The following is a 25860-nucleotide window of genomic DNA, read 5'->3' as shown; positions in this document are numbered from 1 at the left end:
GATCAGATGGCATTGCTCGAAGTCGAGAACCTCCAGACCCATTTCCGCACCCCCGGTGGCATCAACCGCGCGGTCGACGGTGTGTCCTTCCACGTCAACGAGGGCGAGACGCTCGCCATCGTCGGCGAATCCGGCTGCGGCAAGTCGGTGACCTCGATGTCGCTGATGCGGCTGGTCCCGGAGCCGCCGGGCCGGATCGCCGGCAGCATCCGCTTTGCCGGCAAGGATCTCCTGAAGCTGTCCGATCGCGAGATGCGCGCGATCCGCGGCAACGACATCTCGATGATCTTCCAGGAGCCGATGACCAGCCTCAATCCGGTGCTGACCGTCGGCCGCCAGATCCGCGAGACCTTGATGATCCATCAGGGCCTCGACAAGCAGGCCGCCGAGGCGCACGCGATCGAGATGCTGACGCTGGTCGGCATTCCCGAGCCGAAGCGGCGCGTGCGCGAATATCCGCACCAGCTCTCCGGCGGCATGCGCCAGCGCGTGATGATCGCCATCGCGCTCGCCTGCAATCCGAAGCTCCTGATCGCGGACGAACCGACCACGGCGCTCGACGTGACCATCCAGGCGCAGATCCTCAAGCTGATGCTGGACCTCAAGCACCGGGTGGGCGCCGCCATCATCCTGATCACCCACGATCTCGGCGTCGTCGCCGAGATCGCCGAGCGCGTCATGGTCATGTACGCCGGCCGCAAGGTCGAGGAAGCGCCGGTTGCGGAACTGTTCCGCTCGCCGCGTCATCCCTATACGCAAGGTCTGCTCGGCGCGGTGCCGAAGCTCGGTTCCTCGCTTGCGGGCACGGCGACGCGGCTCTCCGAGATTCCCGGGCAGGTGCCCGATCTGCGCAAGCCGATCACCGGCTGCGTCTTTGCCGGGCGCTGCGCGCTCGCCACCGATCTCTGCCGCCAACATGCGCCGGGGCTGGAGGAGAAGGGCCCGCGCCACATCGCGGCCTGTCACTACGCTGCCAAGGGAGCGATCGCGGCATGAGTCCTCCGCTGCTCCAGGTCAACGACCTCAAGAAGCATTTTCCGATCAACAAGGGCCTGTTCGGGCGACAAACCGAATTCGTCTATGCAGTCGACGGCGTGTCGTTCGAGATCGCGCGCGGCGAGACCTTGTCGCTGGTCGGCGAATCCGGCTGCGGCAAATCGACGGTCGGCCGCGCCATCCTGCGGCTGTTCGAGATCACTTCGGGCCAGGTCATCCTCGACGGCCAGAGGATCGACGACGCGCATCCGAGCACGATGCGCCAGATGCGCCGCCGTGTGCAGGTCGTGTTCCAGGACCCGTTCTCCAGCCTCAACCCGCGCATGCGCGTGCGCGACATCCTGGCTGAGCCGATCCGCAATTTCGGCCTCGCCAAATCCAAGGAGGATCTCGAGGTTCGCGTCACGGAGCTGATGGACACCGTACGCTTGCCGCGCGAGGCACTGAACCGCCGGCCGCACGAATTCTCCGGCGGCCAGCGCCAGCGCATCGGCATCGCGCGCGCGCTCGCCGCCGAGCCCGAGCTGATCGTGTGCGACGAGGCGGTCTCGGCGCTCGACGTCTCGGTCAAGGCGCAGGTCGTCAATCTGCTGCAGGACCTTCAGCAGAAATTCGGCCTCGCGCTGCTGTTCATCAGCCATGACCTCGCCATCGTCGAGCACATGACCCACCGCGTCGCGGTGATGTATCTCGGCAAGATCGTCGAGGTGGCGCCGCGCCGCGAGATCTTTGCCGCGCCGAGGCATCCCTACACCAAGGCGCTGCTCTCGGCGGTGCCGCTGCCCGAGCCCGGCGCCCAGCGCAATCCGATCATCCTCGGCGGCGACGTGCCGAGCCCGATCAATCCGCCGAAGGGATGCCGCTTCCACACCCGCTGCCCGTTCGTGTTCGACCGCTGCCGGACCGAGGAGCCGACGCTCCGCGCGGCCGGAGACGAGCAGTGGGTGGCGTGCCACCTCGATGCATTGCCGGCGGGGTGAGGCCCCGCGCCGCCGCTAGCTGATCGCAGTCAAGGCACGGCGGATGGAAGCAAAAATGTCGCCGATCTGTTCCTCGGTGATGATCAGGGGCGGCGAGATCAGCAGCGTGTCGCCGCTGCCGCGGATCAGGATGCCGTCCTCGTAGCAGCGATTGGCGCATTCGCTGCCGCGCGCGCCCGGTGTGCCCTCGCGCGGTTTCAGGTCGATTGCGGCGAGCAGCCCGATGTTGCGGATGTCGATGACATAAGGGAGGTCGCGCAAGCCGTGCGCATGGCTCTCCCACACCGGCGCGAGGCGGCGCGCCCGCTCGAACAGGCCGAGATCCTGATACACGTCGAGCGCGGCAAGGCCGGCCGCGCAGGCCAGCGGATGCGCCGAATAGGTGTAGCCGTGGAACAGCTCGATGGTGTTGTCCGGCCCCTGCATCAGCGCGTCATAGACCTTGCCGCTGACGATGACGCCGCCCATCGGCACGGCGGCATTGGTCATGCCCTTGGCGCAGGTGATGAGGTCAGGTGTCACGCCGAAGGCGTTGGCGCCGAACGCCGCGCCGAGGCGACCGAAGCCGGTGATGACCTCGTCGAAGATCAGGAGAATGCCGTGCTGGTCGCAGATCTGGCGCAGCCGCTCGAGATAGCCGACCGGTGGCGGCAGCACGCCGCCGGAGCCGGTGACAGGCTCGACGATGACGGCGGCGATGGTCGAGGGATCGTGGATTTGTAGCAGCTTTGAGAGCTCATCGGCGAGATGCGCGCCCCATTGCGGCTGGCCGCGCGAGAACGCGGCATGCTCGGGATCATGGGTGTGCGGGAGGTGGTCGACCTCCGGCAGCAGCGGGCCGAAATCCCTGCGGTGGCGGACGATGCCGCTGACCGAGAGGCCGCCCCAGCCCATGCCGTGATAGGCTTTTGCGCGCGAGATGAAACGGATGCGGCTGGCTTCGCCGCGGGCGCGGTGATAGCCGCGCGCGATCTTCAGGGCGGTATCGACCGATTCCGAGCCGGAATTGGTGAAGAAGACGTGGTCGAGGCCGGCGGGCGCGATCTCGGTGATGCGGCGGGCGAGCTCGAAGGCGGCCGGATGGCTCATCTGGAACGAGGAGACGAAGTCGAGCTTCGCAGCCTGGGCCTGGATCGCCTCGACGATGCGTCTTTGCGCATGTCCCGCGTTCACGCACCACAGCCCCGCCATGCCGTCGAGAATCCGCCGGTTGTCGTCGGTGAGGTAGTGCATGCCTTCGGCGCCGACGAAGATGCGCGGCTTCGACTTGAATTGCCGGTTCGGCGTCATCGGCAGCCAGAACGGCTCCATGGCCTCGCGGGTGAGGGGGCTGTTGGAAGCGAAGGCATTCATGGTCATGGCAACTCTTGCAAACGTCAGGAGGCTTTGGATGGCGTGTTGGAATTGGCGGGGCTGCGCTTGAGCTTTGCTGCGCCTTCGAGATGCCGGCGCAGTAGCGCAGCTGCGGCCTCGTTCTGGCCGGCTTCGAGCTGGTCGAGGATGGCGAGGTGCTCGCGGCAGTTCACGATCACGCGCTCATGGCCGAAGGTCCAGTCGTAGTTGCCGAAGCGCCGCAGCCGGTTCTGCTGTTGAACCGCGACCAGCAGATAGCGGTTGCCCGATGCAGCGGCGAGGCCTTCGTGAAAGGCCGCGTTCATCTCGTAGAGCGCGATGCTGGCGGTATCGCTCCACGGCATCGCCAGCATCTCCTGATGACGGCGGCGCATCTCGGCCGCCCAGGCCGGATCGAGCTTGAATCCCGGTTCGAGCAGAGCGGCCGGCTCGATCAGCAGACGGTATCGGTAACTCTCGTCGCGCGCCTGCGTATCGGCGAGCGTCGGCTGGAAGCGCCAGCCATGGCCGGGCTTGCGCTGGACCGCGGCGACCTCGGCAAGCTTGCTGAGCACGCGCTGCACGATCGGCCGCGTCGCATCGTAGCGCTGCATCAGGTCGCGCTCGGACACTTCCTCCGGCAGCCGGCCGGCGCGGCGGTCGCGCGCGATGGCGAGGAACAGCCGATCGGTATCGTCGGGACTGGGCTTCGGCGGCGCCTTGTGCGCGGCGGGAGCGGCCTCGGCAACGAAATAGCCGCGGCTGGCACCGGCATGCACGAGCTTGCGCCGCGCCAGCAGCTTCAGCGCAGCGCGCACCGGCGTGCGCGAGACATGGAGGCGCTCGGCGAGCGCGACTTCGGCAAGGCGCGTGCCCGGCGCGAGCCCTTCGCTCCGGATCAGGTCCATGATCCCGGCCGACAGTTCCCGCTGCAGACGGCTTGGCGACGCTTTTTCCACGGCAGATTTCGCGGTCGAAGATTTTTGTTTCATGTCATCACAAAATACATTAGGCTTCCTAGGAAAGCAAAAGGAACTTCAAGAAGGAATTTGGCGTCCCATGGTCGAGCCCTTTCCCCTGATCGAAATCTCCGGTTCTCCGCGCGAGCGTGGCCGTCAGTACGGGCAGAAGGCGGCGGGCCGCATCAAGAAGGGGACGACGCACTACTTCGCGCAGTTGAAGGAGCTCTCGCTCGATGCGAAGGGCGTGTCCGAGCTGGTGCGGGACTATCTGCCCGTCATCGAGGGCTTCGAGCCGACCTATATCGAGGAGATGCGCGGTATCGCCGAGGGCGCCGACGTCCCGTTCGAGGATGTCGTCTTGCTCAACGCCCGCACGGAGATCCTCAAGCTTGCCAATCCAAAGATCCGCGCGCGCCTGAAGACGCCCGACGAGCCCGATGGCTGCACCGGCGTCGTCGTGATGCCGCAGGCGACCGGCAACGGTCGCCTGATCCATGCCCAGAACTGGGACTGGAAGCGCGAGTGCGCGGAGACCGCGGTGGTGCTGAAGGTGCGTCGCGATGACGGTCCTGATCTCATGACCTTCACCGAGGCCGGCGCCCTCGGTCGCTGTGGCTTCAACGCGGTCGGCATCGCGATCACCGCGAACTATCTCCAAAGTGACCGTGACTATCGCCAGGTCGGCGTGCCGCTGGCACTGATCCGCCGCAAGGTGCTGGAGCAGGAGCATGTCGCGCTTGCCATGCGTGCGGTCTATTGCACGCAGAAATCCGCGGCCAACAACATGATCGTCAGCCATCGCGAGGGCGTGGCGATCGATTTCGAATGTGCGCCGGATGAGACCTTTCAGGTGCATCCGCAGAACGGCCTGCTGGTGCACGCCAATCACTTCGTGAGCCCGGTTGCGCTCGGCAAGCTCAAGGATGCCGGCATCCAGGATACGCCTGACAGTCTCTACCGCGACATTCGCGTTCGCGATCTGCTTCAGCCGCACATCGGCAGCATCACCTTCGACAACGTCAAGAATGCGCTGTTCGACGAGTTTGCCTATCCCTGGTCGGTGTGCCGCCCGCCGCGCCGCAATCTCAGCAACAATCTCAGCGCCACCGTGGCGATGATCCTGATGGAGCCGGCGAGCGGTTTGATGCAGGCGGCGCCGCTGCCGGCGCTCAATCGCGAGTTCACCACTTACCGGCTCGAGATCGACGAGATCGGGCGGGCCGCGTACGAGCGGTCTGCCGCCGCGGGGGCTGCGTGATGCGGCGGCGTCGGCCATCGCCGGCATGGGCGGTCGGTCTGGCCGCGCTCGCCCTGTGGGCCATGCTGGGAAAGGCCGGCGCCGAGACATTGTTGCGGACGCGGCTCAATGCCGACATCCGCTCCACCGATCCCGGCACCAATCGCGACGCCAACACCGATGGCGTGATCGCGCATGTGGTGGAGGGGCTGGTCGCCTTCCGTGACGACACGTCGATCGGCCCGATGCTGGCCGAGAGCTGGACCGTCTCGAACGAAGGCAAGACCTACACGTTCCGCCTGCGCCAGGGCGTCAAGTTCCACAATGGCGCCACCATGACCGCGGATGACGTGGTCTGGTCGCTGAAACGCTGGCTCGATCCGGCGACGCAATGGCGTTGCCTCTCCGAATTCAGCGCCACCGGCATCGCGCGGATCGAGAAGATCGAGGCGCTGGATCCGCTCACCGTCGCCATTGCGCTTGATCAGCCGAGCGCCTTGTTCCTGCCGACGCTGGCGCGGCCCGATTGCGGCCAGACCGCGATCATTCACCGCGACTCCGTCGGCGCCGACGACAAGTGGATCGCCCCTGTTGGCACCGGCCCGTTCAAGCTCGGCGAGTGGAAGCGGGGACAATATGTCGATGTCATCCGCTTCGACGGCTATGCCTCGCGCAGCGAGCCCCGCACCGGCTACACCGGCGCCAAGGACGCCAAGGTCGATCGCGTCCGCTTCAACGTGATCCCCGATAGTTCCGCGGCGAAGGCGGGACTGCTCAGCGGCTCGCTCGACGTCATCATGAGCCTGTCGATCCCCGATCTCGAAGAACTCAAATCGCGTCCCGAGGTGCAGCTCAGCATCACGCCCGCGCTCGGCCTCACCGGCATCCTGTTCCAGACCAAGGACCCGCTGCTGAAGGACGTGCGCATCCGTCGCGCCATTGCGCTGTCGATCGACACCGCGCAGATCGTCGATGCCGTGATGATGGGCACCGCGCGCCCCAACAATTCTGCGCTGCCGCTCGGCGGCCCCTTCTACAGCGAGGCACAGTCGCACGGCTACACGCAGAACATTGCGGAAGCCAAGAAGCTGCTGCTGGAGGCCGGCTACCGCGGCCAGTCGATCAAGATGATCACCAACAAGCGCTACAGCTTCGTGTTCGATTCCTCCGTTCTGGTGCAGGCGATGGCGCAGACCGTTGGGATCAATATCGAGCTGGAGGTGATGGACTGGGCGGCGCAGCTCGACCGCTACAACCGTGGCGACTACCAGTCGATGGCCTTTACCTATTCGGCGCGGCTCGATCCCTCCCTAAGCTTCGAGATGCTGACCGGACCGAAGGCGACGCAGCCGCGCAAGGTCTGGGACAATCCGGAGGCGCAGGACATGCTGCGCCAGTCGATGATGATCGACGCCGCCGCCAAGCGGCAGGCGCTGTTCGACGAGATGCACAAGCGCTTCATCGCCGACGTGCCGATGATCGTGCTGTTCAATGGCGCCGAGCTGACGGCGCTGCGCAAGGGCATCAAGGGCTATGCCGGTTGGCTTTATCCGCAGCCGCGGTTCTGGGGCGTCACGGTCGAGTAGGGCGGCGCCATGTTGAGTTACCTCGCCAGACGATTGGCAATGACGATCCCGACGCTGCTGCTCGTCGCCGTCGGCGTCTTTGCGCTGGTCCGGCTCATTCCCGGCGATCCGGTTCAGGTGATGCTCGGCGATGCCGCCGATCCCGCGCAGGCGGCGCAGCTCCGCGCCCAGCTGGGGCTCGACCAGCCGATCCCGGTCCAGTTCATGCACTGGATCGCCAGGCTTGCCGCCGGCGATTTCGGCCACTCCATCACCAACAACCTGGCGGTGCTGCCGCTGATCCTGGACCGCTTCCAGGTCAGCGCCGTCATCGTGCTGGTGGCGGTCGCGGCGGCGGCCTCGATCGCCGTTCCGGCCGGCCTCGTCGCCGCCTGGAAGCAGAACAGCCTGCTCGACCTCTCCGTCGTCGGCGGCGCCACGCTGCTGCTGTCGATCCCGAGCTTCTGGCTCGGCCTGCTGCTGCTACTGCTGTTCGGCCTCAAGCTGAAATGGCTGCCGGTGATCGGCTATGTGCCGTTCGCAGAAAGCTTCTGGCAGGCGGCGACCTTCATCGTGCTGCCGATCGCGACGCTGACCATGGTCGAGATCGGCGTCCTCACCCGCATGGCACGCGCCGCCTCGATCGAGGTGCTCAGGCTCGAATATGTCACTCACGCCCGCGCCAAGGGCGTGCCGGAATGGCGCGTGCTCGCCCGCCACGTGCTGCCGAACGCCTTCGCGCCGACCTGGACGCTGATCGGCCTCGTGCTTGGCCATCTCCTCGGCGGCATTGCCGTGATCGAGACCGTGTTCACGCTGCCGGGGCTCGGCCGGCTGCTCGTGGATTCGATCTTCGCGCGCGACTATCCCGTGGTGCAGGGCTGCCTGCTGTTTACGGCGGTGATCTACGTGGTGGTCAATCTGATCGTCGATCTCTGCTATCCCTTGTTCGATCCGAGGGTGACGGTGGCATGAGGATGCGCGCCAACACCGCGATCGGCGGCACCTTGATCGCGCTGCTGCTCGGCGCGGCGCTCACAGGCGCGTTCTGGACGCCGTTCGACCCGCTGCGGATCAATCTGCGCGCGCGCCTGCAGGCGCCGTCGCCGCTGCATTGGTTCGGGACGGATGAATTCGGCCGCGACGTGCTCAGCCGCATCATGGTCGGGGCCGGTGCGAGCGTCGTGATTGCCCTGATCACGGTGCTGCTGGCTGTGACCGCCGGCATGGTGATCGGCTGCGCGGCCGGTTACATCCGCGGTTGGGCCGATCGCATCATCATGGCGGTCAATGATGCACTTCTGGCGTTTCCCGGCATCCTGCTGGCTTTGGCGGTGATGATCGTGGTGGGCGCCAACAAGGCCGGACTGATCCTGGCGCTTGGGCTTGCCTACATCCCCTCGGTGGTTCGCGTCGTGCGCGGCACCGTGCTGTCGATCCGCGAGAAGGAATATGTCGAGGCCTCGCGCGTCATCGGCAATTCGGAAGCCTATTCGATGTTCCGCCACGTGATGCCGAACGCGATTGCGCCCGTTGCGGTGCTCGCGACCAGCATGTTCGGCTGGGTGCTGCTTGCCGAGAGCGCGTTGAGTTTCCTCGGCCTCGGCGTGCCGCCGCCGGCTCCGACCTGGGGCAACATGCTGGCGGCGAGCCGTCCGTTCATGGAGACCGCGGCCTGGCTCTCGATCGCGCCGGGCCTCTGCATCGCGCTGACGCTGCTCGGCATCAATCTGCTCGGCGATTCCTTGCGCGATCGCCTCGATCCCAGGATGGCGCACGGATGACGCTGCTGTCGGTCGAAAATCTGCGCATCGAGGTCGCCACCAGCAAGGCGGCGATCGTCGAAGGTGTTTCCTTCGCCGTCGAGCGCGGCGAGTTCCTGGCCGTCGTCGGCGAATCCGGCAGCGGCAAGACCGCCGCGGCACGCGCGGTGCTCGGCCTGCTGCCGCCAGGGCTGCGCAAGGCCGGCGGCCGCATCGTGCTCGACGGCGTCGATCTCGCGAACGTCTCGGCGCGGCGGATGCGGACGCTGCGCGGGCCTGTCGTCGGCATGGTGTTCCAGGAGCCAATGGTTTCGCTCAATCCCGCCATCAGCGTCGGAGCTCAGATGGCGGAGGGGCTCGGCTTGCACGAGCGGCTTGGCAGGCGCGAGATCCGGCGCCGCTGTCTCGACATGCTCGCGCGCGTGCAGATCCGCGATCCCGAGCGGACGTTCGATGCCTATCCGCACGAATTCTCCGGCGGCATGCGCCAGCGCATCATGCTGGCCTCGGTGATGCTGCTGAAGCCGAAGCTGCTGATCGCGGACGAGCCGACCACGGCGCTCGATACCCTGACCCAGCGCGAGGTGCTCGACCTCATGGTCGGGCTGGCCCGCGACCACGGCACGTCGGTGATGCTGATCACCCACAATCTCGGCCTCGTCTCGCGCTATGCGCAGCGCGCGCTGGTGCTGCGTCAAGGCAGGATGGTCGAAACCGGCACGAGCCGGCAGATCCTGTTCTCGCCGCGCGAGGCCTATACCAAACGGCTCGTCGAGGCCCTGCCGCGCCGGGGCGCCACCTCGAAAGCGCGAGAGGGCGGTGAGCCTCTCGTCAGCGTGCGCGGCCTCAAAGTCGGGTTTGCCGGACGGCAGCGGCTGTTCCGCCGCGATACCGGCGTCTCCGCCGTCAATGGTGTCGATCTCGACATCGCTGCGGGAGAGACCGTTGCCGTGGTCGGCGGCAGCGGCTCCGGCAAGACCACGCTCGGCCGCGCCATGCTGCGGCTGATCCCGACCTCGGGCGGCGAGATCAGGTTCCGGGGCAGGGACGTGACGGCGACGATCGATCGCGACTTCCGTCTGGCTTCGCAGCTCGTGTTCCAGGATCCGTACTCTTCGCTCGATCCGCGCATGCGCGTCGGCGAGATCGTCGCCGAGCCCTTGCGTCATGTGCCGCAACTCACGACAGCCGAGCGCGACAGGCGCGTCGAGGCGATGCTCGACGAGGTCGGGCTTGCCGGTCTCGGCAAGCGCTGGCCGCATGAATTGTCTGGCGGCCAGCGGCAGCGCATCGCGATTGCGCGCGCCATCGTGCGCGAGCCGGCTTTCGTGGTTGCCGACGAGCCGGTCTCCGCGCTCGACATGACCATCCAGGCGCAGGTGCTGAAACTGTTCGAGCGGCTGCAGGCGCAATACGGTTTTGCCTGCCTGTTCATCAGCCATGATCTCGCCGCGGTCGAGCAGGTCGCCGATCGCGTCGTGGTGATGCAGGGCGGCAAGATCGTCGAGCAGGGCTCGCGTGACGACATCTTTGATCGCCCCCGGCATGACTACACCAAGGCGCTGCTCGCGGCCGCGCCCGTCCTGGACTTCGCCGGTGCGACGGCGGAGCGTGCCTCGGGTTAATCAGGATCTTGCGTATGAGACGGTTTGTCGTTGCGTTGTGCCTGATGCTTGCGCCGTTATCCGCGGCCCAGGCCGAGAGTGTCCTGCGCAGCATGGTCACCACCGACATCCGCGGCCTGATGCCGGGCAACAGCCCTGATGACAACACCGGCCTCGTGCTGCAGCAGATCTACGAAGGCCTCGTCGCCTGGCGCGGCGACGGCACCGTCGCCCCGATGCTGGCGAAGGGCATCGAGACTTCTGCGGATGGCCGCACCTACACCTTTACGCTGCGCGAGGGCGTGACGTTCCACAACGGCGCGCCGCTGACCTCGCGGGAGGTGGCGTGGACCTGGGAGCGCTTCCTCGATCCGAAATCCGGCTGGCCATGCCGGACCAATTTCGACGGCACGCGCAAGATCAAGATTGTCGAGATCACCGCGCCATCGCCGGAGCAGGTCGTCTTCCGGCTCGCAGAGCCGAGCGGCGCGTTCCTCAGCACGATGGCGCGGGCCGATTGCGACGGCACCGGCATCGCGCATCCGGACTCGGTCGGTGCGGACGGGACGTGGCAGAAGGCGATCGGCACCGGCCCGTTTAGGCTTGCCGAATGGCGCCGCGGCCAGTTCATCGAGCTCGCGCGCAACGAGGCCTATGCAGCGCGCAGCGAGCCGGCTGACGGTCTCACCGGCGCCAAGCCGCCCAAGGTCGATCGCATCAAACTGTCGATCGTGCCCGATCCGGCGGCGGCGAAGGCGGCGATCCAGTCCGGCAATCTCGACCTCTGGCCGTCAGCCGATCCGAAATTCGCGGGTGAGCTGAAGTCCGCTGGCCTCGTGATCGCATCGGCACCGGTCGCCTCGCTGAATGCCATCGTGATGCAGACCAACGATCCGCTCTTGAAAGACAAGCGCATCCGCGAGGCCATTGCGGCCTCGCTCGACTATCCCGGCATGAGCGACAGTCTCACCGACGGCTACGCCAAGCCGAGCACCTCGCTGGTGCCGCTGTCGAGCCGCTATTATGGCGCGGTGGAGCAGGCCGGGCAAAACCTCGACATTGCGCGCGCAAAGAAGCTGCTGATTGAGGCGGGCTACAAGGGCGAGCCGATCAAGATCACCACCAATTCGCGCTTTCCGGTCATGAACGACGTCGCCGTGATGGCGCAGGCGATGGCGCAGCAGGCGGGCCTTAACCTCACGGTCGAGGTCGTCGAGTTCGCGGCCCAGCTCAGCCGCTACAACAAGGGCGACTACCAGCTCATGGTCTGGAACTACACGCCCTATCTCGATCCCGCTTTCGGCCTCGACCGCTTCATCGGCGACAAGGCCGCGCAGCCGGATCGCGTCTGGGGCAATCGCGATGCGATCGAGCTGCTGGCTAAGCTGATGGAAACGCCCGCGCCGGAGGCGCGCCAGCCGCTGTTCGATGCGCTCCACAGACTGTTCGTCGACGATGCGCCGATGATCGTGTGGAGCTCCGGCGTCAATGTGTCGGCGGTCTCGCCCAAAGTGCGCGGTTATGCGCCGTGGGCCGGCCGCAAACCCCGTTTCTGGAACGTCGAGGTTGTCAGATGATCTCCCTTGCGCAGCGCAGGCAACATGCCTGGCCGGACGGCGCCCGCTGCGTCGTCGGCCTCACGCTCGATTTCGACGGCACCTCGCTCGAACGCGGCCGCGGCCAGCTGCCGCTCGGAGCGCGCTCGCACGGACGCTATTCCGCCAAATGCGGCATCCCGCGCTTCGTCGACATGTTTTCGCGGCACAACGTGCCCTGGACCTTCTATGTCTCCGGCTATGATGCCGAGAAGAGCCCGGACCTCGTCCGCAACATCTCGCGCTCGGGCATCGAGATCGGCTCGCACGGATATTTTCACGAGGGCGTCGATCCTGGAGATGCCGAGCCGGAGCTCCTGGAACGGACGCACCGGCTGCTCACCGAGATCACCGGCATCGCGCCGCGGGGATGGCGCTCGCCGTCCGGACACAAGACGGCGCGCACGCTGCGCAAGCTCCGCGAGCTCGGCTATGTCTACGATTCCAGCGACAAGGATTTCGACCTGCCATATCTCGCCCGCTACGACGGCGAGGAGCGCAGCGATTATGTCTGCCTGCCCAACAACACCTCGAGCCTCGACGATTTCCCGTTCTACCGCGTCAGCTATACGCCGCCGTCGGAAGTGCTGACGCATTGGGAGCAGGAGTTCGACGCGATCTACGCCGAGGGCGGTTACTACAACCTGACCTTCCACCCGCGCGTCGGCTATGGCTCCGGCTCGCCCGCGCGCGTCGCGGCGGTCGAAGGGCTCATCAAACATGCCAAGCGCCACGAGGGCGTGCGCTTCGTCAGCATGCTCGAGCTCGCCGAATGGTGCCTGAAGCGTCCGACCGATTGGCGGCGGGACTGGAGCGGACAATGACGAAGCCGATCATTCCCGTCGTCGTCACCGTCAATCTCCAGGGCAAGACGGTGGAGCTGGCGCAAGCTCACGAGGACGCGCTGTTCGGCCGCGCTTCCTACGGAAAATACGCCTATGCGGTTGGCTGCGAACGGCTGTTCGGACTGCTCGATCGCCACGGCATCAAATCTACCGTGTTCGTGCCGGGTGCTGAAGCAGAAGCCAATCCCGCCTATGTCGCCGCGCTCGCCGGCCGCGGTCATGAGATCGCCGCGCATGGCTGGGCGATGGAAGAGATGGACGCGGCTGGCGTCGACGAGCGGGCGCTGCTGGAGCGCACGCATGCCACGCTGTCGCGGATCGTCGGCCGTGCGCCGCGCGGTTTCCGGGCCCCACACGGCCGACTGACGGAACGTACCCTCGGCCATCTCGCCGATCTCGGCTATCGCTATGATTCGAGCTTCCAGGATGACGACCATCCGTACCGGCTTGATGCCGATGGCGGCCGCGGCATGGTCGAGGTGCCGCATGCGGAGATCCTGATCGACGCGACGCTCTACGCCCAACGCCAGACCCATGATCGCGTCATCAAGATGTGGCGCGAGGAGATCGATGCGATGCATCGCGAGCGCTGCCTGATCACGCTGACGCTGCATCCGCGCAGCGACTACGGCAGCGCGCGGGCGAGCCGCGTCGCCGCGCTCGACGGCCTGCTGAGCTGGCTGCGCGGTCTCGATGGTGTCGCGTTCCTGACCTGCGAAGACGTCGCCGTCCAGACGCTCGCCTGACCGCGGGCGCATCCCCGCGAAGAGCTCGCCGCCGGTAGGGGGCGCCCAGCCCGCCGGGCGCGCTTGTGCCGTTTATCGGAATAAGCGGCAAATCGCCGCGCGATGCATCATTCCGGCCGATGGATGCCATCAGGAAAATGCCCAATCGGGCCGGAAAGCCATGTGCTAACAGAACGCAATCGCGTTTCGGCAAGATAGTTCTGCCGGGGCGAGGCCAGGGGCGGCACGTCCCGGCTTTACAAAAGAAGAACATCAACCTCAGGGGTGGAAATGGAACGAGAGGTCCTGTTGTCGGGGGATGGCGCCAGACCGAATCTGGCCTTCGCCGCGATCGTCGATGCACGGAACGGCATGGCTCGGACGGCGCGCGGTCGGGTGCCGCGGCGGCTCGCGGCATTCGCAGCAGCCGGCCTGCTGGCGCTCTCGGCCCTCGCGACACAGGCAACCCCTGTTACGGCCGGCCAGACCTGGAATGCCTACACCTACAATTCCGTCGCCACGGTCACGGCCGCCAAGGGCCTCGCCGAGCTGTTCGACGAGATCGGCAAGCGCACCAATGGCGAGCTGAAGATCAAGCTGCACCTCGGCGGTACGCTGCAGATCAAGGCGACCGACATCACCCAGGCCGTCGCCGACAACATCGTCCAGATGGGAGATGACGCGTTCTTCCTCGGCAGCGTGCCGGTCGGCGCGGTCGTGCGCCTGCCGATGCTGGTGCACGATCCCGTCGAATACCAGAAGGTCTCGGCCATCCTCGCGCCGGCGCTGAGCGAGGCCTACGCCAAGCGCGGCATCGTCGTGGTCGGCCAGTACGTGTTTCCGGAGCAGGTGATCTGGTCGCGCAAGGAGCTCAAGTCGCTCAAGGACATCCAGGGCCAGAAGATCAGGGTGATCTCGCCGGATCAAGGCGAGTTCATCAAGAAGATGGGCGGCTCGCCGGTGACGCTGGGCACGGCGGAAGTCCCGGCGGCGATCGACCGCGGCGTCGTCGACGGCGCGATCACCGCTAGCTCAGGCTACGGCTATGTCTGGCGCGACCTGTTCAAGTACAATTACCGGCTGAACCTCGGCTATGTCTCCTCGCTGCTGCTGGTGAACAAGAAGGCGTGGGACCGGCTGTCGCCCTCCGTGCAGACCGTCGTGCAGGACACCATCCGCGAGGTCGCCGACAAGACGACCAGGGCGATGGCGGCCGAGGATCAGGATCTCACCCAGAAGCTTGCCGCGCAAATGACCGCGACCAGTCCGTCGCCCGCGGAAGTCGAGGAGGCCGGCCAGAAGATCAGGCCCTATTACGCCGAGTGGGCGAAAGCGCAGGGACCCGAGGCGGCCGAACTGCTGGATCAGGTCCGCAAGGCTCTGGGACGCTGAACCGCATGCTGTCATCTCCTCAAACGCAGCACCTCGACGCCGGGCACGCCGTCGAGGCCGGACCTTCGCAACCTGCCGAAGGATGGATCGAGCGCCTGTGCCGCTGGCTCTGCGAGCTCGCCATCATGTCCATGATGGTCATGGTCGCGGCCGAAGTCCTCCTGAGAAACCTCTTCGGCGTCTCGCTCCAGTCGGCCGACGAGCTCGGCGGCTATCTGCTCGTCGCCGTCTCGTTCCTGAGCCTGTCGACCTGCTTCGTCAGCGGTGCCTTCCACAAGGTGGAGTTCATCGACGGCCGGCTCGGCGAACGCGGGCATGCCCTGCGCAAGCTGATCTTCGACGCGATCGCGCTCGCCTTCTGCCTGCTGCTGCTCTGGCAGCTGGTCCGTCTGGTGCTGCGCAGCTTTGACGGCGGCGATTTCGCCGCGACCATTCTCGGCACGCCCTTGTGGATTCCGCAACTGACCATGCCGCTCGGCACCGCCGCTCTTTGCTATTCGCTGATCAGGGCGCTTCGAGCCGACATTCGCTGGTTCGCTGCCGCAAACCGCAGGAAGGCTGGCCAATGAGCGCGGGTCTTCAACTCATCATCGCCTTCGCCGTCTTCCTGTCGCTGCTCGGCCTCGGCATGCAGGTGCCTTTCGCCATTGCGGTGCCGGCCGTGGTCTATTTGTTCATGCAGAACGGCTTCGATGCCTTCAACGGGCTCGGCCTCGTCAGCTGGGGCAGCATGGACAGCTTTACGCTGACCGCCATCCCGCTCTTCATCCTGCTCGCCGAAATTCTGCAAAAGAGCGGCTTAAGCTTTCGGATCTATCGCGGGCTGTCGGTCCTGGTCGCGCGCATTCCCGGCGGCCTGTTGCAGACCAATATCGCGGGATGCGCGGTGTTCGCCGCCATCAGCGGCTCCAGCATCGCGACCGCCGCCTCGATCGGCAGCGTCGCGCTGCCGCAGCTTGGCCAGCGCAAATATGATCGCCGGCTCTCGGCCGGTTCGCTCGCGGCCGGCGGCACGCTCGGAATCCTGTTCCCGCCGAGCATCGCCATGATCGTCTACGGCACCTTCAGCGAGACCTCGGTCGCAAAACTGTTCATGGCCGGCGTGATCCCGGGATTGATCCTGACCGCGATGTTCATGGCCTACATCGCCGTCTACACCACCATGAGGCCGAGCGCGGCGCCCACGGAAATACTGACGCGCAGCGTTGCCGGGATCATGGGCGCGCTGGTCGACGTGCTGCCATTCGCGATCCTGATCGCGTTCATTCTCGGCAGCATCTATTCGGGGCTCGCCACGCCGACCGAGGCGGCGGCGATCGGATGCCTGTTCGGCATCACGATATCCGTCATCTGGGGCGATCTGACCTGGCCGAATTTCGTCGCCGCCATGCACCGCACGGTCGAGGTCGTCGGCAACATCCTGTTCATCGTCTACGCCGCCTTCCTGTTCTCCTACGCCATCAGCTATGCCGGCGTCGGCGACGACGTCACCGCCTTCGTGGTCGGTCTGCACCTCAGCAAGGTCGAGTTCTTCATCGCCGTCTTCGTGCTCTACACGGTTCTCGGCTGTCTGGTCGAGAGCCTCGGCATGATCGTGATCACGGTGCCGCTGCTCTATCCGGTCCTCGTCCAGTACGGCGTCGATCCGATCTGGTTCGGCGTCATGCTGGTGATGTTCATCGAGCTTGGCCAGATATCGCCGCCGATCGGCATCAATCTCTTCGTCATCCAGAGCATCTGGGACGGCAAGCTCAGCGAAGTCGTGATGGGAACCGTTCCGTTCCACCTGATCATGCTGGTCCTGCTGTTCATGCTCGCGATCTGGCCGGAGATCGCCTTGTTCCTGCCGACGCGCATGGGCTGAAAAGAACCTCTCGTCGGTGAAGCTTGCGCGCGCGGCGCCTCGCCGCGTGATGCTTTGCTTCGCCTATGAAATCGACCGCGACATCATCACGCCGGCTGATGGTCAGTATCAAAATTTGGCCAATTCTCCGACGCGTGGCGATCGACGAATAATGACGCTGACGGATCGGACTCATTCGATCCCACGCGCATCAAAGTGAGCCGACAAGAACTCATGCAGCTTCAACAGGCGATCAATTTCGACGACATCAGAACACTCGCGCGCAAGCGCCTGCCGCGGATCGCTTTCGACTTCATCGACGGCGGGGTCGACGGCGAGGCGGGGCTCGCGCGCAACCGCGTTGCGTTCGATCGCTACAAGCTGCTGCCGCGCTATCTGGTCGACGTCGAGAAACGCCGCCAGACGGTGAACCTGTTCGGCCACGATTATGCCAGTCCGTTCGGTATCTCGCCGATGGGCATCGCCGGCTTTTTCCGCCCCGGCGCGGATCTGATGCTCGCGCGCGCGGCGGCGCGTTTCGAGATTCCCTACATCATGTCGAGTGCGAGCTGCGATTCCATCGAGGCGGCGATGGCGCTGGCACCGAAGACGACCTGGTTCCAGATCTACGGCACGCGCGATCCGCACATCACGCTCGACCTGGTGCGCCGCGCCAAGGCGCTGGGCGTGCGGGTGCTGCTGATGACGATCGATACGCCCGTGATGGGCAAGCGCGAGCGTAATTTGCGCAACGGCTTCCGCCGGCCGATGAAGATGACGCCGTCGGTGATCCTGCAGGGACTGAGCCGGCCGGGCTGGACCTGGCGCTATCTCACCGAGGGCGGGATTCCCATGATGGAGAACTGGCGGCCCTATGCGGCGGAGGGCGCCAGCGCCAATGCGGTCGCCGATCTCTACGGCGAGCAGACGCCGGCGCCGGCGCAGACATGGTCGATCCTCGAACAGGTGCGCAAGGCCTGGGATGGTCCGCTGGTGGTCAAGGGCGTGATGCATCCGGCCGACGCGCTGAAGTGCCTCGAGCTCGGCGCAAGCGGCGTGATGGTCTCGAACCATGGCGGGCGGCAGCTCGACAGCGCACCGGGCTCGATCGACATGCTGCCCGCGATCGCCGATGCGGTCGGCGGCCGCATGGAGATCCTGATCGACAGCGGCTTCCGCCGCGGCAGCGACGTTGCGAAAGCGCTGTGCCTCGGTGCCAGGGCCGCATTCTTCGGCCGTCCCGCGATGTTCGGCGTTGCCGCGGCCGGCGAGACCGGAGCCTGCAAGGTCATCGATATCATGCGCCAGGAGATCAGCCTGCTGATGGGACAGCTCGGCTGGATCGATGTCGGCAAGGCGGGGCCGGACAGCCTGATCGATCTGCTGGATCCCCGCATGGGACGAAACTAGCGGCGGTGAATGCCGAGGCGGCTTCAAGGACGAGAGGAACGACGTGACCAAACGCATGCACCTGATCGGCTTCTACATGCACAGCCCGATCAACCATACGGCGCTGAGCTGGGCCGACCCCGAGGACGATCGCGTGGAGGGCATGCGGCTGTTCGAGCACTGGAAGCGCCTTGCCCGGACGCTCGAGCGCGGCCGGTTCGATGCCGCGTTCTTCGCCGATACGCCCGGCGGCATGGAGCGCTACAAGGACAGCTTTGAGGACTATGTCCGCTACGGCGTCACCTGGCCCTGCCACGATCCGATGGCCTTGCTGGGCGTGATGCTGGCGGAGACGAAGCATCTCGGCCTTGCGGTCACGCTCTCGACGGCGGGGACGCATCCCTATCACACCGTGCGCCGGCTCTCGACGCTGGATTATATCAGCGGCGGCCGCGTCGGCTGGAACATCGTGTCAGGCCATCTGCGCGGGGAGCATCGCGCGCTCGGCCTCGACCAGATCGAGCACGACAAGCGCTACGACCAGGCCGACGAGTACATGGAGATCTGTCACGCGCTGTGGAACGGCGTGCAGCCCGGCGCGGTTCTTGCGAACAGGCAAACCGGCGAGTTCGCCGATCCGGCCAAGGTCGCCGTGGTCGACTTCACCGGTGCGCACTATCGCTGCCACACCGTTCCGCCGACCTTGCCGTCGGCGCAGGGCCGGCCCGTGCTGTTTCAGGCGGGCTCATCGGGCCGCGGCCAGGAATTCGCGCTGAAGCACAGCGACGTCGTCTTCTCGATCCAGGCGCGGGTGGAGGCGATGAAGGCTTTCGTCGACAAGCTGGCAGACTCCTCGACATCGCAGGGGCGGGCCGAGCCGCCGAAAGTGGTGTTCGGCATTCAATGCGTGCTCGGCGGCACCGAAGCCGAGGCAAAACGCCGCCAGGCCGAGCTCTTCGAGCGCATCCCGCTCGATGCCGCGCTCAGCCGGATGTCCGGCACGCTCGGCATCGACTTCAGCAGGATCGATCTCGACACGCCGCTGGCTGCCAATACCACCGACGCCTCGCGCGGCATGCTGATGGCGCTGGCGAACATGACCGGCGACGGCAACGCGACCGCGCGCGACGCGGCGCGCGTGTTCGGGGCGACCGCCGGCATGCCGCAACTGGTCGGCACGCCGGAGCAGGTCGCCGATCAGCTCGAGCACCTCTGGCGCACGAGCGGCTGTCACGGCTTCAACGTCACGCCGACCACCAACATCAGGAGCATCGAGAACTTCGTCGACGAAGTCGTTCCGCTGCTGCAGGCCAAGGGGATCTTCCGGACCGACTATGACGGCGAGACCCTGCGCGACAATTTCATGAACTGAGGAGGCGGTCGCGTGCTCTCCGCCGCGACCGGTGCTTTCGAGATGCCGAACCAGTCTACACCACGCATTCCCACGCTTCGCGCGCCCGCCGGCGCCTGCGACACCCACATGCACATCTACAGCAAGGCGTATCCAGCCTCGTCGAAAGCTTGGCTGTTCCCGCCCGACTTCAGCGTCGAGGATTATCGCAAGGTGCAGGCCCGGCTTGGGCTGGAGCGCACGATCATCGTCCAGCCCGTGACATACGGTTTCGACAATCGCTGCACGCTGGACTCGGTTGCCGCGTTCGGCCCCGGCGCGCGGGCGGTCGTGACTGTCCCGACTGGCGTCACCGACAGCGAACTCGACCGGCTCTGGCAAGCCGGCGCGCGGGGCCTGCGCTACCATCAGATGCGGGGCAGCGTCACCGAATGGTCCGATGTGCCCGTCATGGCGGAGCGCATCCGCGGCACCGGCTGGCATCTGCAGATTCAATTCGACGGACTGGAATTCCCCGAGCACGAGGCGCTGATCGCGCGTTTGCCGTGCACCTTGGTGATCGACCATATGGGCCGCTACGCCCGCCCGCTCGCGGTGGAGCATCCCGCGGTGCAGTCGCTGCTGCGTCTGGCTGCGCGCGACAACGTCTACCTCAAGCTGTCGGGCGCCTATCACATCGCCCACGGCAGCGGCCCCGGCTACAGCGAGGTCGCGCCGATCGCGCAGGCCCTCGTCCGGCAGGGGACGGACCGCCTGCTGTGGGGATCGGACTGGCCGCATCCGACAGAGACGGCGGAGACCATGCCCGATGACGCCGACCTCCTGGATCTGCTGCTGGCCTGGGCGCCCGAGGCTGCGGCCCGCCAGGCCATCCTCTCCGATAATCCCGCCCGTCTCTATGGATTCGTCTAGCCGATATGCCCCGTGCCACCCCGCCATCCGCTCGACCGGCGCCTGATCGACGCGATCAGGGCGGATGCAATGCGCTATCATCAGATATAATGATGATGCGCCGGGCGGACCGTTTCATTGACCTGATGGGAGGGCCTGCTCGGCCCGATTCAACTCATTGGGCTAGGTGGAACATGCTCTCCAGGGTGACGCTGGACCAACTCCAGATGCTGATCGCCGTCGCGGACTGCGGCAACTTCTCGGCGGCTGCGCGCAAGGTCAATCGTGTCCAGTCGGCGGTCAGCCAATCGATCCAATCGCTCGAGGATGCACTCGAGCTGAAACTATTCGACCGCTCGAGCAAGCTGCCCCGGCTGACGGAGGCCGGCGAGGCGATCGTCCATGACGCCCGCCGGATCGTCAGCAGCACCGATGCGCTGCGTGCGCGCGCCAAGAACATGGCGACCGTGGCCGAGCCCGAGATCAGTCTCTCGATCGAGCAGGTCTTTCCGAGCACCGTGCTGATCGAAAGCCTGCGCGCATTCCGGGAGCGTTTCCCGCTGGTCTCGGTGAATTTGCTCGCCGAAGGCCTTGGCGCGCCCGAGCAGTCGCTGTTCGAAGGCAATGCCCGGCTGGCGATCTACTCGACTGCGCTCGACGGCATGCCGGGCTTTCAGATGGAATTTCTCGGCGACGTGCCGATCTCGCTGGTGGCCTCGTCCCGGCACCCGCTGGCGGCGATCGAGGGATTGATCCCGCAGGCCGCGCTGGAAGAGCACATCCAGCTCACCATGGTGGACCGCACCAAGCGCTACCGCGGGGTGGTGATGGGAACCCATACCTGGAGCTTCATCGACCAGTTCAGCCGCCTCGATTTCGTTCGCAACGGCTTCGGCTGGTGCGCGATGCCGACCCACCTCGCGCAAGGCTATCTCGATTCCGGCGAGCTCGTGGAATTGAAGCTCGCCGCGCATAACGGCGAGCCGCTGCGGTTTCCGCTCTATGCCGTGCACAAGATCGAGCAGCCGCCCGGGCCGGCCGCGCAATGGCTGCTGACCGAGATCAAGCGTCGCTTTTCCGAATGGATCGCCGCAACCGTCGATCGCCAATCGCTGCGGCGGGGAATCCAGATCCGCGTGACCACGGTGTGATGGCCAATCAGGCTGAACGGAGTCGTCGATGAAATCACCGATCGAGAGTGGAGACCCCCGTGTCGAGCTGGAGGGCTTTCGGCGCAGTCTTGCCGAATTCGCAACTGGCGTCACGGTCATCTCGACATCGGCGGGCGGCGAGCGCTTCGGTCTCACATCGAACTCGTTCACCTCGGTCTCGCTCAATCCTCCGCTGGTGCTGTGGTCGATCCGCCGCGAGAGCAAGAGCTTTGCTGCCTTCGCGGCGTGCTCCCACTTCGCCGTGAACGTTCTTGCCGAAGACCAGATCGAGCTGTCGCAGCGGTTTGCACGGTCGGGGCCGGACAAGTTCAGGGACCTCGATTGTGACGCGGGCGAGGGCGCTGCGCCGCTGCTTGCGGGCGTCGCGGCCTCGTTCGAATGCGTCTGCCGCCAGACCCTCGACGGCGGCGACCATCTCATCCTGATCGGCGAGGTCGTGCGCTACCATCGCCACGACCGGCGGCCGCTGCTGTTCGTCAAGGGCGGCTATGCGGTCTCAGCCGAGCATCCCGACATGCGCGCCTTCACCGGTGGCGGAAGCGCCAACCGGTCCGACGGCGGCGAGGAGCGGGTGCTGTCCAATCTGATGATCCGCGCCTACAGCAGCATCGCCTCGCGACTGGAGCAGGGACGGCAGACGGAAGGGCTCGGCCTTACGCTGATGCAGGCCCGGCTGCTGCGCGCTGCGGCGACGTCACCCGATCGCACGCTCGATGCGTTGATGCCGGAGCTGTTCCTCGATTTCGGCGCGAGCCGCAGTCTTCTTGAATCGGTCGTGTCGCTGGGGCTTGTGGCGGTCGATGATCACGGCCGCATTCGTTTGACTGCGCAAGGCGAGGGGCGTCTCCGCGCGATCGTGGCCCATGCGCGTGCCAACGAAGCGATCCTGTTCCAGGGCATCCCGGACAGCGATCTTGCGACGGTGAGGCGCGTCCTCAACACGATGGTTGCGACGCAGCTCAGCGCCGTGGAGCCGACGCCCGTCCTATGATCCGCGCGCGGATCGTGCGCTAGCGCTTCTCACCTGGAAAGGACATCACAGTGCAATCGGTCGTCTACACACGAATTCCCCGCCTCGATCCGGCCCTGATCGAACGCGCCAGCCGCATCAACGTCGCCGATCTGCATGAGGGACTGGGCGCAGTGGTCGGGCGGCAATGCCTCATGCAGCCGCAGATGCGCGCGCTGTTTCCGGCGGCCCGGATCTGCGGCCAGGCCATCACCTCGTTCAATTTCCCCGGTGACAATCTCATGCTGCATGCGGCTTTCCGGGTCGCAGCGCCCGGCGACATTCTCGTGCTGACCAATGGCGGCTCGCCGCAGGGCGCGTTGTGGGGCGAGATCGCGAGCTACTACAGCCGGATCAGGAAGCTCGGCGGCGCCGTGATCGACGGCGCGATGCGGGACTCGGCCCAGATCACCGAGATGGCCTTTCCGGTGTTCGCCTCCTGTATCTCGGTGTCCTATCCCGGCAAGCGTGGCCCGGGCGCGGTCAATGTTCCCGTGGTCGTCTCGGGCGTGACCGTCAATCCCGGCGACCTGATCGTCGGTGACGCCGATGGCGTCATGGCGATCCCGCCGGCGCATGTCGAGGCCGCCGTAGGCAATGCCGAGGCGCGGATGGCCAAGGAAGCGGAGATCAAGCGGCGGCTCGACGAAGGCCAGACGCTTTACGACGTCGCGGGGATGAAGAGCTTGTTCGAGACTGCCGGCATCGTCGAGATCGACGCTATCTGGAGCGATCCGCGCTGACGTCACGGCATGCGGGATTTGGCCAGCACGCAGTGAATGCCCTTGTTGCCGTCGACCAGTTGCGTGACGCGGAGGTCGGCGGCGATCGAGCAGAGCGTGTAGGCATCCTGCGCGCTGAGGCCGCTTTTCTCCCGGATCAGCGCGATCATGTCGCGCAGCGCCGCCTTGGCGGCATCGTCGAGATCCTCGTCGAATCCCATGGTGATCCAGTCGGACGCCGTCTCCGCGCGGGGCGCGGTGAGACGGAGATCGCGGCGGACATGGAATTCGAAGGTGCCTGTCAGCGCCGCCTCGATCGCGGTCAGGCAGACCTCGCCATCGCCCTGTAGCGCGTGGCCGTCGCCGGCGGAGAACAGCGCGCTCGGCACGAAGACGGGAAAATACAGCGTGCTGCCGGCACCCAGCTCCTTGTTGTCCATGTTGCCGCCGAACGCGCGCGGCTCCTTCGAGGACAGCCGGCCCCAGGCTGGCGGCGGCGCGACGCCGAAATTGCCGAAGAAGGGGGCTAGCGGCAGCTCCTGACCCCAGGGAAGCTTTGCGACGTTGCGCGCGCGGTCCAGCGGAATGTGGATGCGGCGGAACTCTGGGAAATCCTCGGGCAGGGTGCCGAGCGTCGGCACCTGAAGATTCCAGCCCCAATCGCAGCGCAGCTCGATATTCAGGACACGCACTTCGAGCACGTCGCCGGGCTCAGCGCCCTCAATGTGGATCGGCCCGGTGAGAAGGTGCGGGCCCGGGCCGCGGAAGGCGCTTGCCAGCACCTCCGCATGTCCGGGTACGGTATCAAAGCCGAGTGAGGGATCGGGCAGATCGTCCGGCTCGCCCGACAGCGTCTCGATGGTGACCCGGTCTCCGGATGCGATCCGGAGCACCGGCTTCAGTCGTCCATCCCAGAGTCCCCACTGGACGTTTCCGGGTGTGGAGCGCAGGACGTGGTCCATGCCGCTACCTGCCTGCGCTGCTCGCAACGATCGAGGAGGGCGAGGTCGCGAACTTGCTGAGCCCAAGATAGACGAGGCCCGCCACGCCAATTCCGAACAGCCAGCTCAGATCGGCGCCGCCCAGGAAGTTGATCGAGATCGGCCCCTGCAGCGCGCCGACGAGGCCGTCCTCCACCAGCCATCCAGCGACGAGGCCGGCGAAGAAGGCGATCATGCCGGCCCAGTTGATGTCGCCATAGGCGCTGGTCTCCGGCGAGCGATAGAGCTCGGCGACGTCGATCTGGCCCTTGCGCTTGATGAAGAAGTCGGCGAGCACCACGCCGGCCCACGGGCTCATCCACAACAGCAGGCTGATCATCCAGTTGTCGAACGCCTTCGCAAAGGACGGCGCGAAGATGAAGTAGAGCGTGACCAGGTAGCCGGCGACGCCGACGATGACGGTGAGCCAGAAGCGCGAGAATTTCAGCCCCGCGCTCAGCGCCGCCAGCGTCGCCGAATAGACGTTGAGGATGTTGGTGGCGATCGGGCCGTGCAGCACCATCAGCAGAACGAGGATGCTGACCGGCCCGCCAAACACCGCGCTGACCATTTTTGCAGGATCGGTGTCCAGCGTCGTCGAGGCGATGGTCGCGCCGAGGATGCCGAGCCAGACCGTCGGCACGAACATGCCGATATAGCTGTACCAGAACACGGATTTCGACGGCACACTTCTCGGCACGAAGCGCGAATAGTCGGAGGCCCAGGTGACCCAGGAGATGCCCCAGCCGACGCCGATCGCGGTCATCAGCAAGGTCAGCATCGCCATATGCGCGCCCGGCGGCAGCGAGGTGGTGAGGCTCCAGTTGACGACGCCGGGGCGCGTCCAGGCCAGCACGCTCATCAGCACCATGATGGCGATGGTCGGCGGCACCGTGTACTTCTCGAAGGTGCGGATCGCGTAGAAGCCGTAGATGCCGATCAGCACCTGCGCCGCCATCACCAGCGTGATGACGACGATCTCGATCAGCCAGGTGTCGGGCACGCCGAACTGGCCGAGGATGCCCATCGAGACCTTCACCGGGAAATAGGTGTTCACCCCGATCCAGCCCAGCGTCATCAGGAACATCAGGATGCTGGGCAAATAGGCGCCGCGGACGCCGAAGGCGGACCGGCTCAGCACCATCTGGTTCACGCCGGTCTTGTGTCCCATCACCGTGAAGGTCGCGAAAATCGCGCAGCCCACGATGTTGCCGAGCACGATGACCGCGATCGTCTCCATCAGGCCGAGCTTGAGGATGATGCCGAGCGCGCCGAGCGCCCAGTTGACCGGCGCGATGTTGGCGCCGGCCCAGATCCACATCTGCTGCGGTCCGGTGGAGTCCCGGTCCGCATCGGGAATTGGCTCGATGCTGTGAATATCAGCGCGAAGTTCGGAATCCGTCATGACATCCCCCAATACGAAGCACGCTTCGCATCATCGCAGCATAAATCGTGCCATTGGTTGCGAAGCGGCCGGGCAGGGCGTGCGCCGATGCCGGTGCAGCGT

At 65.9% G+C, this 25860-nt stretch carries 23 protein-coding genes; 19 read left to right on the top strand and 4 right to left on the bottom strand.

All coding sequences use genetic code 11. From position 1 onward, the window contains the following. Positions 1-6 precede the first annotated feature (6 nt). Complete coding sequence (locus XH79_RS02955; protein WP_271580587.1) at positions 7-996, top strand: ABC transporter ATP-binding protein; 990 nt, start codon at positions 7-9, stop codon at positions 994-996. Further along, positions 993-1976: an ABC transporter ATP-binding protein gene (locus XH79_RS02950; RefSeq protein WP_211410786.1), complete on the top strand. Its 984-nt coding sequence runs from the start codon at positions 993-995 to the stop codon at positions 1974-1976. Before XH79_RS02955 ends, XH79_RS02950 begins: the two co-directional genes overlap by 4 nt. Before the next feature lie 15 nt (positions 1977-1991). On the opposite strand, the gene XH79_RS02945 is transcribed toward XH79_RS02950, so the two are convergent. Together XH79_RS02945 and XH79_RS02940 are read right to left on the bottom strand one after the other, a co-directional pair. After that, positions 1992-3335, bottom strand: a complete 1344-nt coding sequence (locus XH79_RS02945) for an aspartate aminotransferase family protein (RefSeq protein ID WP_271580586.1) — start codon at positions 3333-3335, stop codon at positions 1992-1994. 17 nt (positions 3336-3352) lie between these two features. Then, positions 3353-4300 (bottom strand): GntR family transcriptional regulator, encoded by a 948-nt coding sequence (locus XH79_RS02940; protein WP_271580585.1) that lies wholly within the window; start codon positions 4298-4300, stop codon positions 3353-3355. Between the two features lie 67 nt (positions 4301-4367). Between XH79_RS02940 and XH79_RS02935 the strand changes: the two genes are divergently transcribed. The 17 genes from XH79_RS02935 to XH79_RS02855 all read left to right on the top strand — a co-directional run bounded on the left by XH79_RS02935 (position 4368) and on the right by XH79_RS02855 (position 23394). After that, entirely contained in the window at positions 4368-5528 is a 1161-nt protein-coding gene (locus XH79_RS02935; RefSeq protein WP_271580584.1) for a C45 family autoproteolytic acyltransferase/hydolase, read from the top strand. Next, positions 5528-7093, top strand: coding sequence for an ABC transporter substrate-binding protein (locus XH79_RS02930; RefSeq protein WP_271580583.1), 1566 nt, complete (start codon positions 5528-5530; stop codon positions 7091-7093). Before XH79_RS02935 ends, XH79_RS02930 begins: the two co-directional genes overlap by 1 nt. Positions 7094-7102: 9 nt before the next feature. After that, positions 7103-8047 (top strand): ABC transporter permease, encoded by a 945-nt coding sequence (locus XH79_RS02925; protein WP_271580582.1) that lies wholly within the window; start codon positions 7103-7105, stop codon positions 8045-8047. Further along, on the top strand, positions 8044-8856 hold the full coding sequence (locus tag XH79_RS02920; RefSeq protein ID WP_212344505.1) for an ABC transporter permease: 813 nt from the start codon (positions 8044-8046) through the stop codon (positions 8854-8856). Before XH79_RS02925 ends, XH79_RS02920 begins: the two co-directional genes overlap by 4 nt. Then, complete coding sequence (locus XH79_RS02915; RefSeq protein ID WP_271580581.1) at positions 8853-10460, top strand: dipeptide ABC transporter ATP-binding protein; 1608 nt, start codon at positions 8853-8855, stop codon at positions 10458-10460. The genes XH79_RS02920 and XH79_RS02915 overlap by 4 nt, the downstream gene beginning before the upstream one ends. Before the next feature lie 14 nt (positions 10461-10474). After that, positions 10475-12016: an ABC transporter substrate-binding protein gene (locus XH79_RS02910; RefSeq protein WP_271580580.1), complete on the top strand. Its 1542-nt coding sequence runs from the start codon at positions 10475-10477 to the stop codon at positions 12014-12016. Next, positions 12013-12858, top strand: coding sequence for a polysaccharide deacetylase family protein (locus tag XH79_RS02905; protein ID WP_271580579.1), 846 nt, complete (start codon positions 12013-12015; stop codon positions 12856-12858). The genes XH79_RS02910 and XH79_RS02905 overlap by 4 nt, the downstream gene beginning before the upstream one ends. Next, positions 12855-13625, top strand: coding sequence for a polysaccharide deacetylase family protein (locus XH79_RS02900; protein WP_271580578.1), 771 nt, complete (start codon positions 12855-12857; stop codon positions 13623-13625). The genes XH79_RS02905 and XH79_RS02900 overlap by 4 nt, the downstream gene beginning before the upstream one ends. Before the next feature lie 270 nt (positions 13626-13895). Further along, positions 13896-14996: a TRAP transporter substrate-binding protein DctP gene (gene dctP / locus XH79_RS02895; RefSeq protein WP_271580577.1), complete on the top strand. Its 1101-nt coding sequence runs from the start codon at positions 13896-13898 to the stop codon at positions 14994-14996. A gap of 5 nt (positions 14997-15001) precedes the next feature. Then, positions 15002-15565 carry a TRAP transporter small permease gene (locus tag XH79_RS02890; protein ID WP_271580576.1) on the top strand — a complete coding sequence of 188 codons (564 nt, stop codon included), beginning with the start codon at positions 15002-15004 and terminating at the stop codon, positions 15563-15565. Continuing rightward, positions 15562-16860, top strand: a complete 1299-nt coding sequence (locus tag XH79_RS02885; RefSeq protein WP_271580575.1) for a TRAP transporter large permease — start codon at positions 15562-15564, stop codon at positions 16858-16860. Before XH79_RS02890 ends, XH79_RS02885 begins: the two co-directional genes overlap by 4 nt. A gap of 213 nt (positions 16861-17073) precedes the next feature. Then, complete coding sequence (locus XH79_RS02880; protein ID WP_212344537.1) at positions 17074-18249, top strand: alpha-hydroxy acid oxidase; 1176 nt, start codon at positions 17074-17076, stop codon at positions 18247-18249. 43 nt (positions 18250-18292) lie between these two features. Further along, a complete protein-coding gene (locus XH79_RS02875) occupies positions 18293-19600 on the top strand; it encodes an NtaA/DmoA family FMN-dependent monooxygenase (protein WP_271580574.1) in 1308 nt (435 codons plus the stop codon). A 12-nt stretch (positions 19601-19612) separates the two neighbouring features. Beyond that, the gene (locus XH79_RS02870) at positions 19613-20491 is read left to right on the top strand and encodes an amidohydrolase family protein (RefSeq protein WP_271580573.1); all 879 of its coding nucleotides are present in this window, start codon (positions 19613-19615) and stop codon (positions 20489-20491) included. Positions 20492-20664: 173 nt separating this feature from the next. Then, on the top strand, positions 20665-21621 hold the full coding sequence (locus tag XH79_RS02865; RefSeq protein WP_212344547.1) for a LysR family transcriptional regulator: 957 nt from the start codon (positions 20665-20667) through the stop codon (positions 21619-21621). Between the two features lie 28 nt (positions 21622-21649). Next, complete coding sequence (locus XH79_RS02860; protein ID WP_271580572.1) at positions 21650-22633, top strand: flavin reductase family protein; 984 nt, start codon at positions 21650-21652, stop codon at positions 22631-22633. Positions 22634-22683: 50 nt separating this feature from the next. After that, entirely contained in the window at positions 22684-23394 is a 711-nt protein-coding gene (locus XH79_RS02855) for an RraA family protein (RefSeq protein WP_271580571.1), read from the top strand. Positions 23395-23396: 2 nt separating this feature from the next. On the opposite strand, the gene XH79_RS02850 is transcribed toward XH79_RS02855, so the two are convergent. After that, a complete protein-coding gene (locus tag XH79_RS02850) occupies positions 23397-24335 on the bottom strand; it encodes an acetamidase/formamidase family protein (RefSeq protein WP_271580570.1) in 939 nt (312 codons plus the stop codon). A 4-nt stretch (positions 24336-24339) separates the two neighbouring features. Then, the gene (locus tag XH79_RS02845; RefSeq protein ID WP_271580569.1) at positions 24340-25758 is read right to left on the bottom strand and encodes a cytosine permease; all 1419 of its coding nucleotides are present in this window, start codon (positions 25756-25758) and stop codon (positions 24340-24342) included. Between the last annotated feature and the right edge of the window lie 102 nt (positions 25759-25860).

The organism is Bradyrhizobium sp. CCBAU 45389 (genome assembly GCF_028128625.1).
GTDB lineage: Bacteria > Pseudomonadota > Alphaproteobacteria > Rhizobiales > Xanthobacteraceae > Bradyrhizobium > Bradyrhizobium liaoningense_B.
This window is presented reverse-complemented; position numbering and strand designations above follow the sequence as displayed.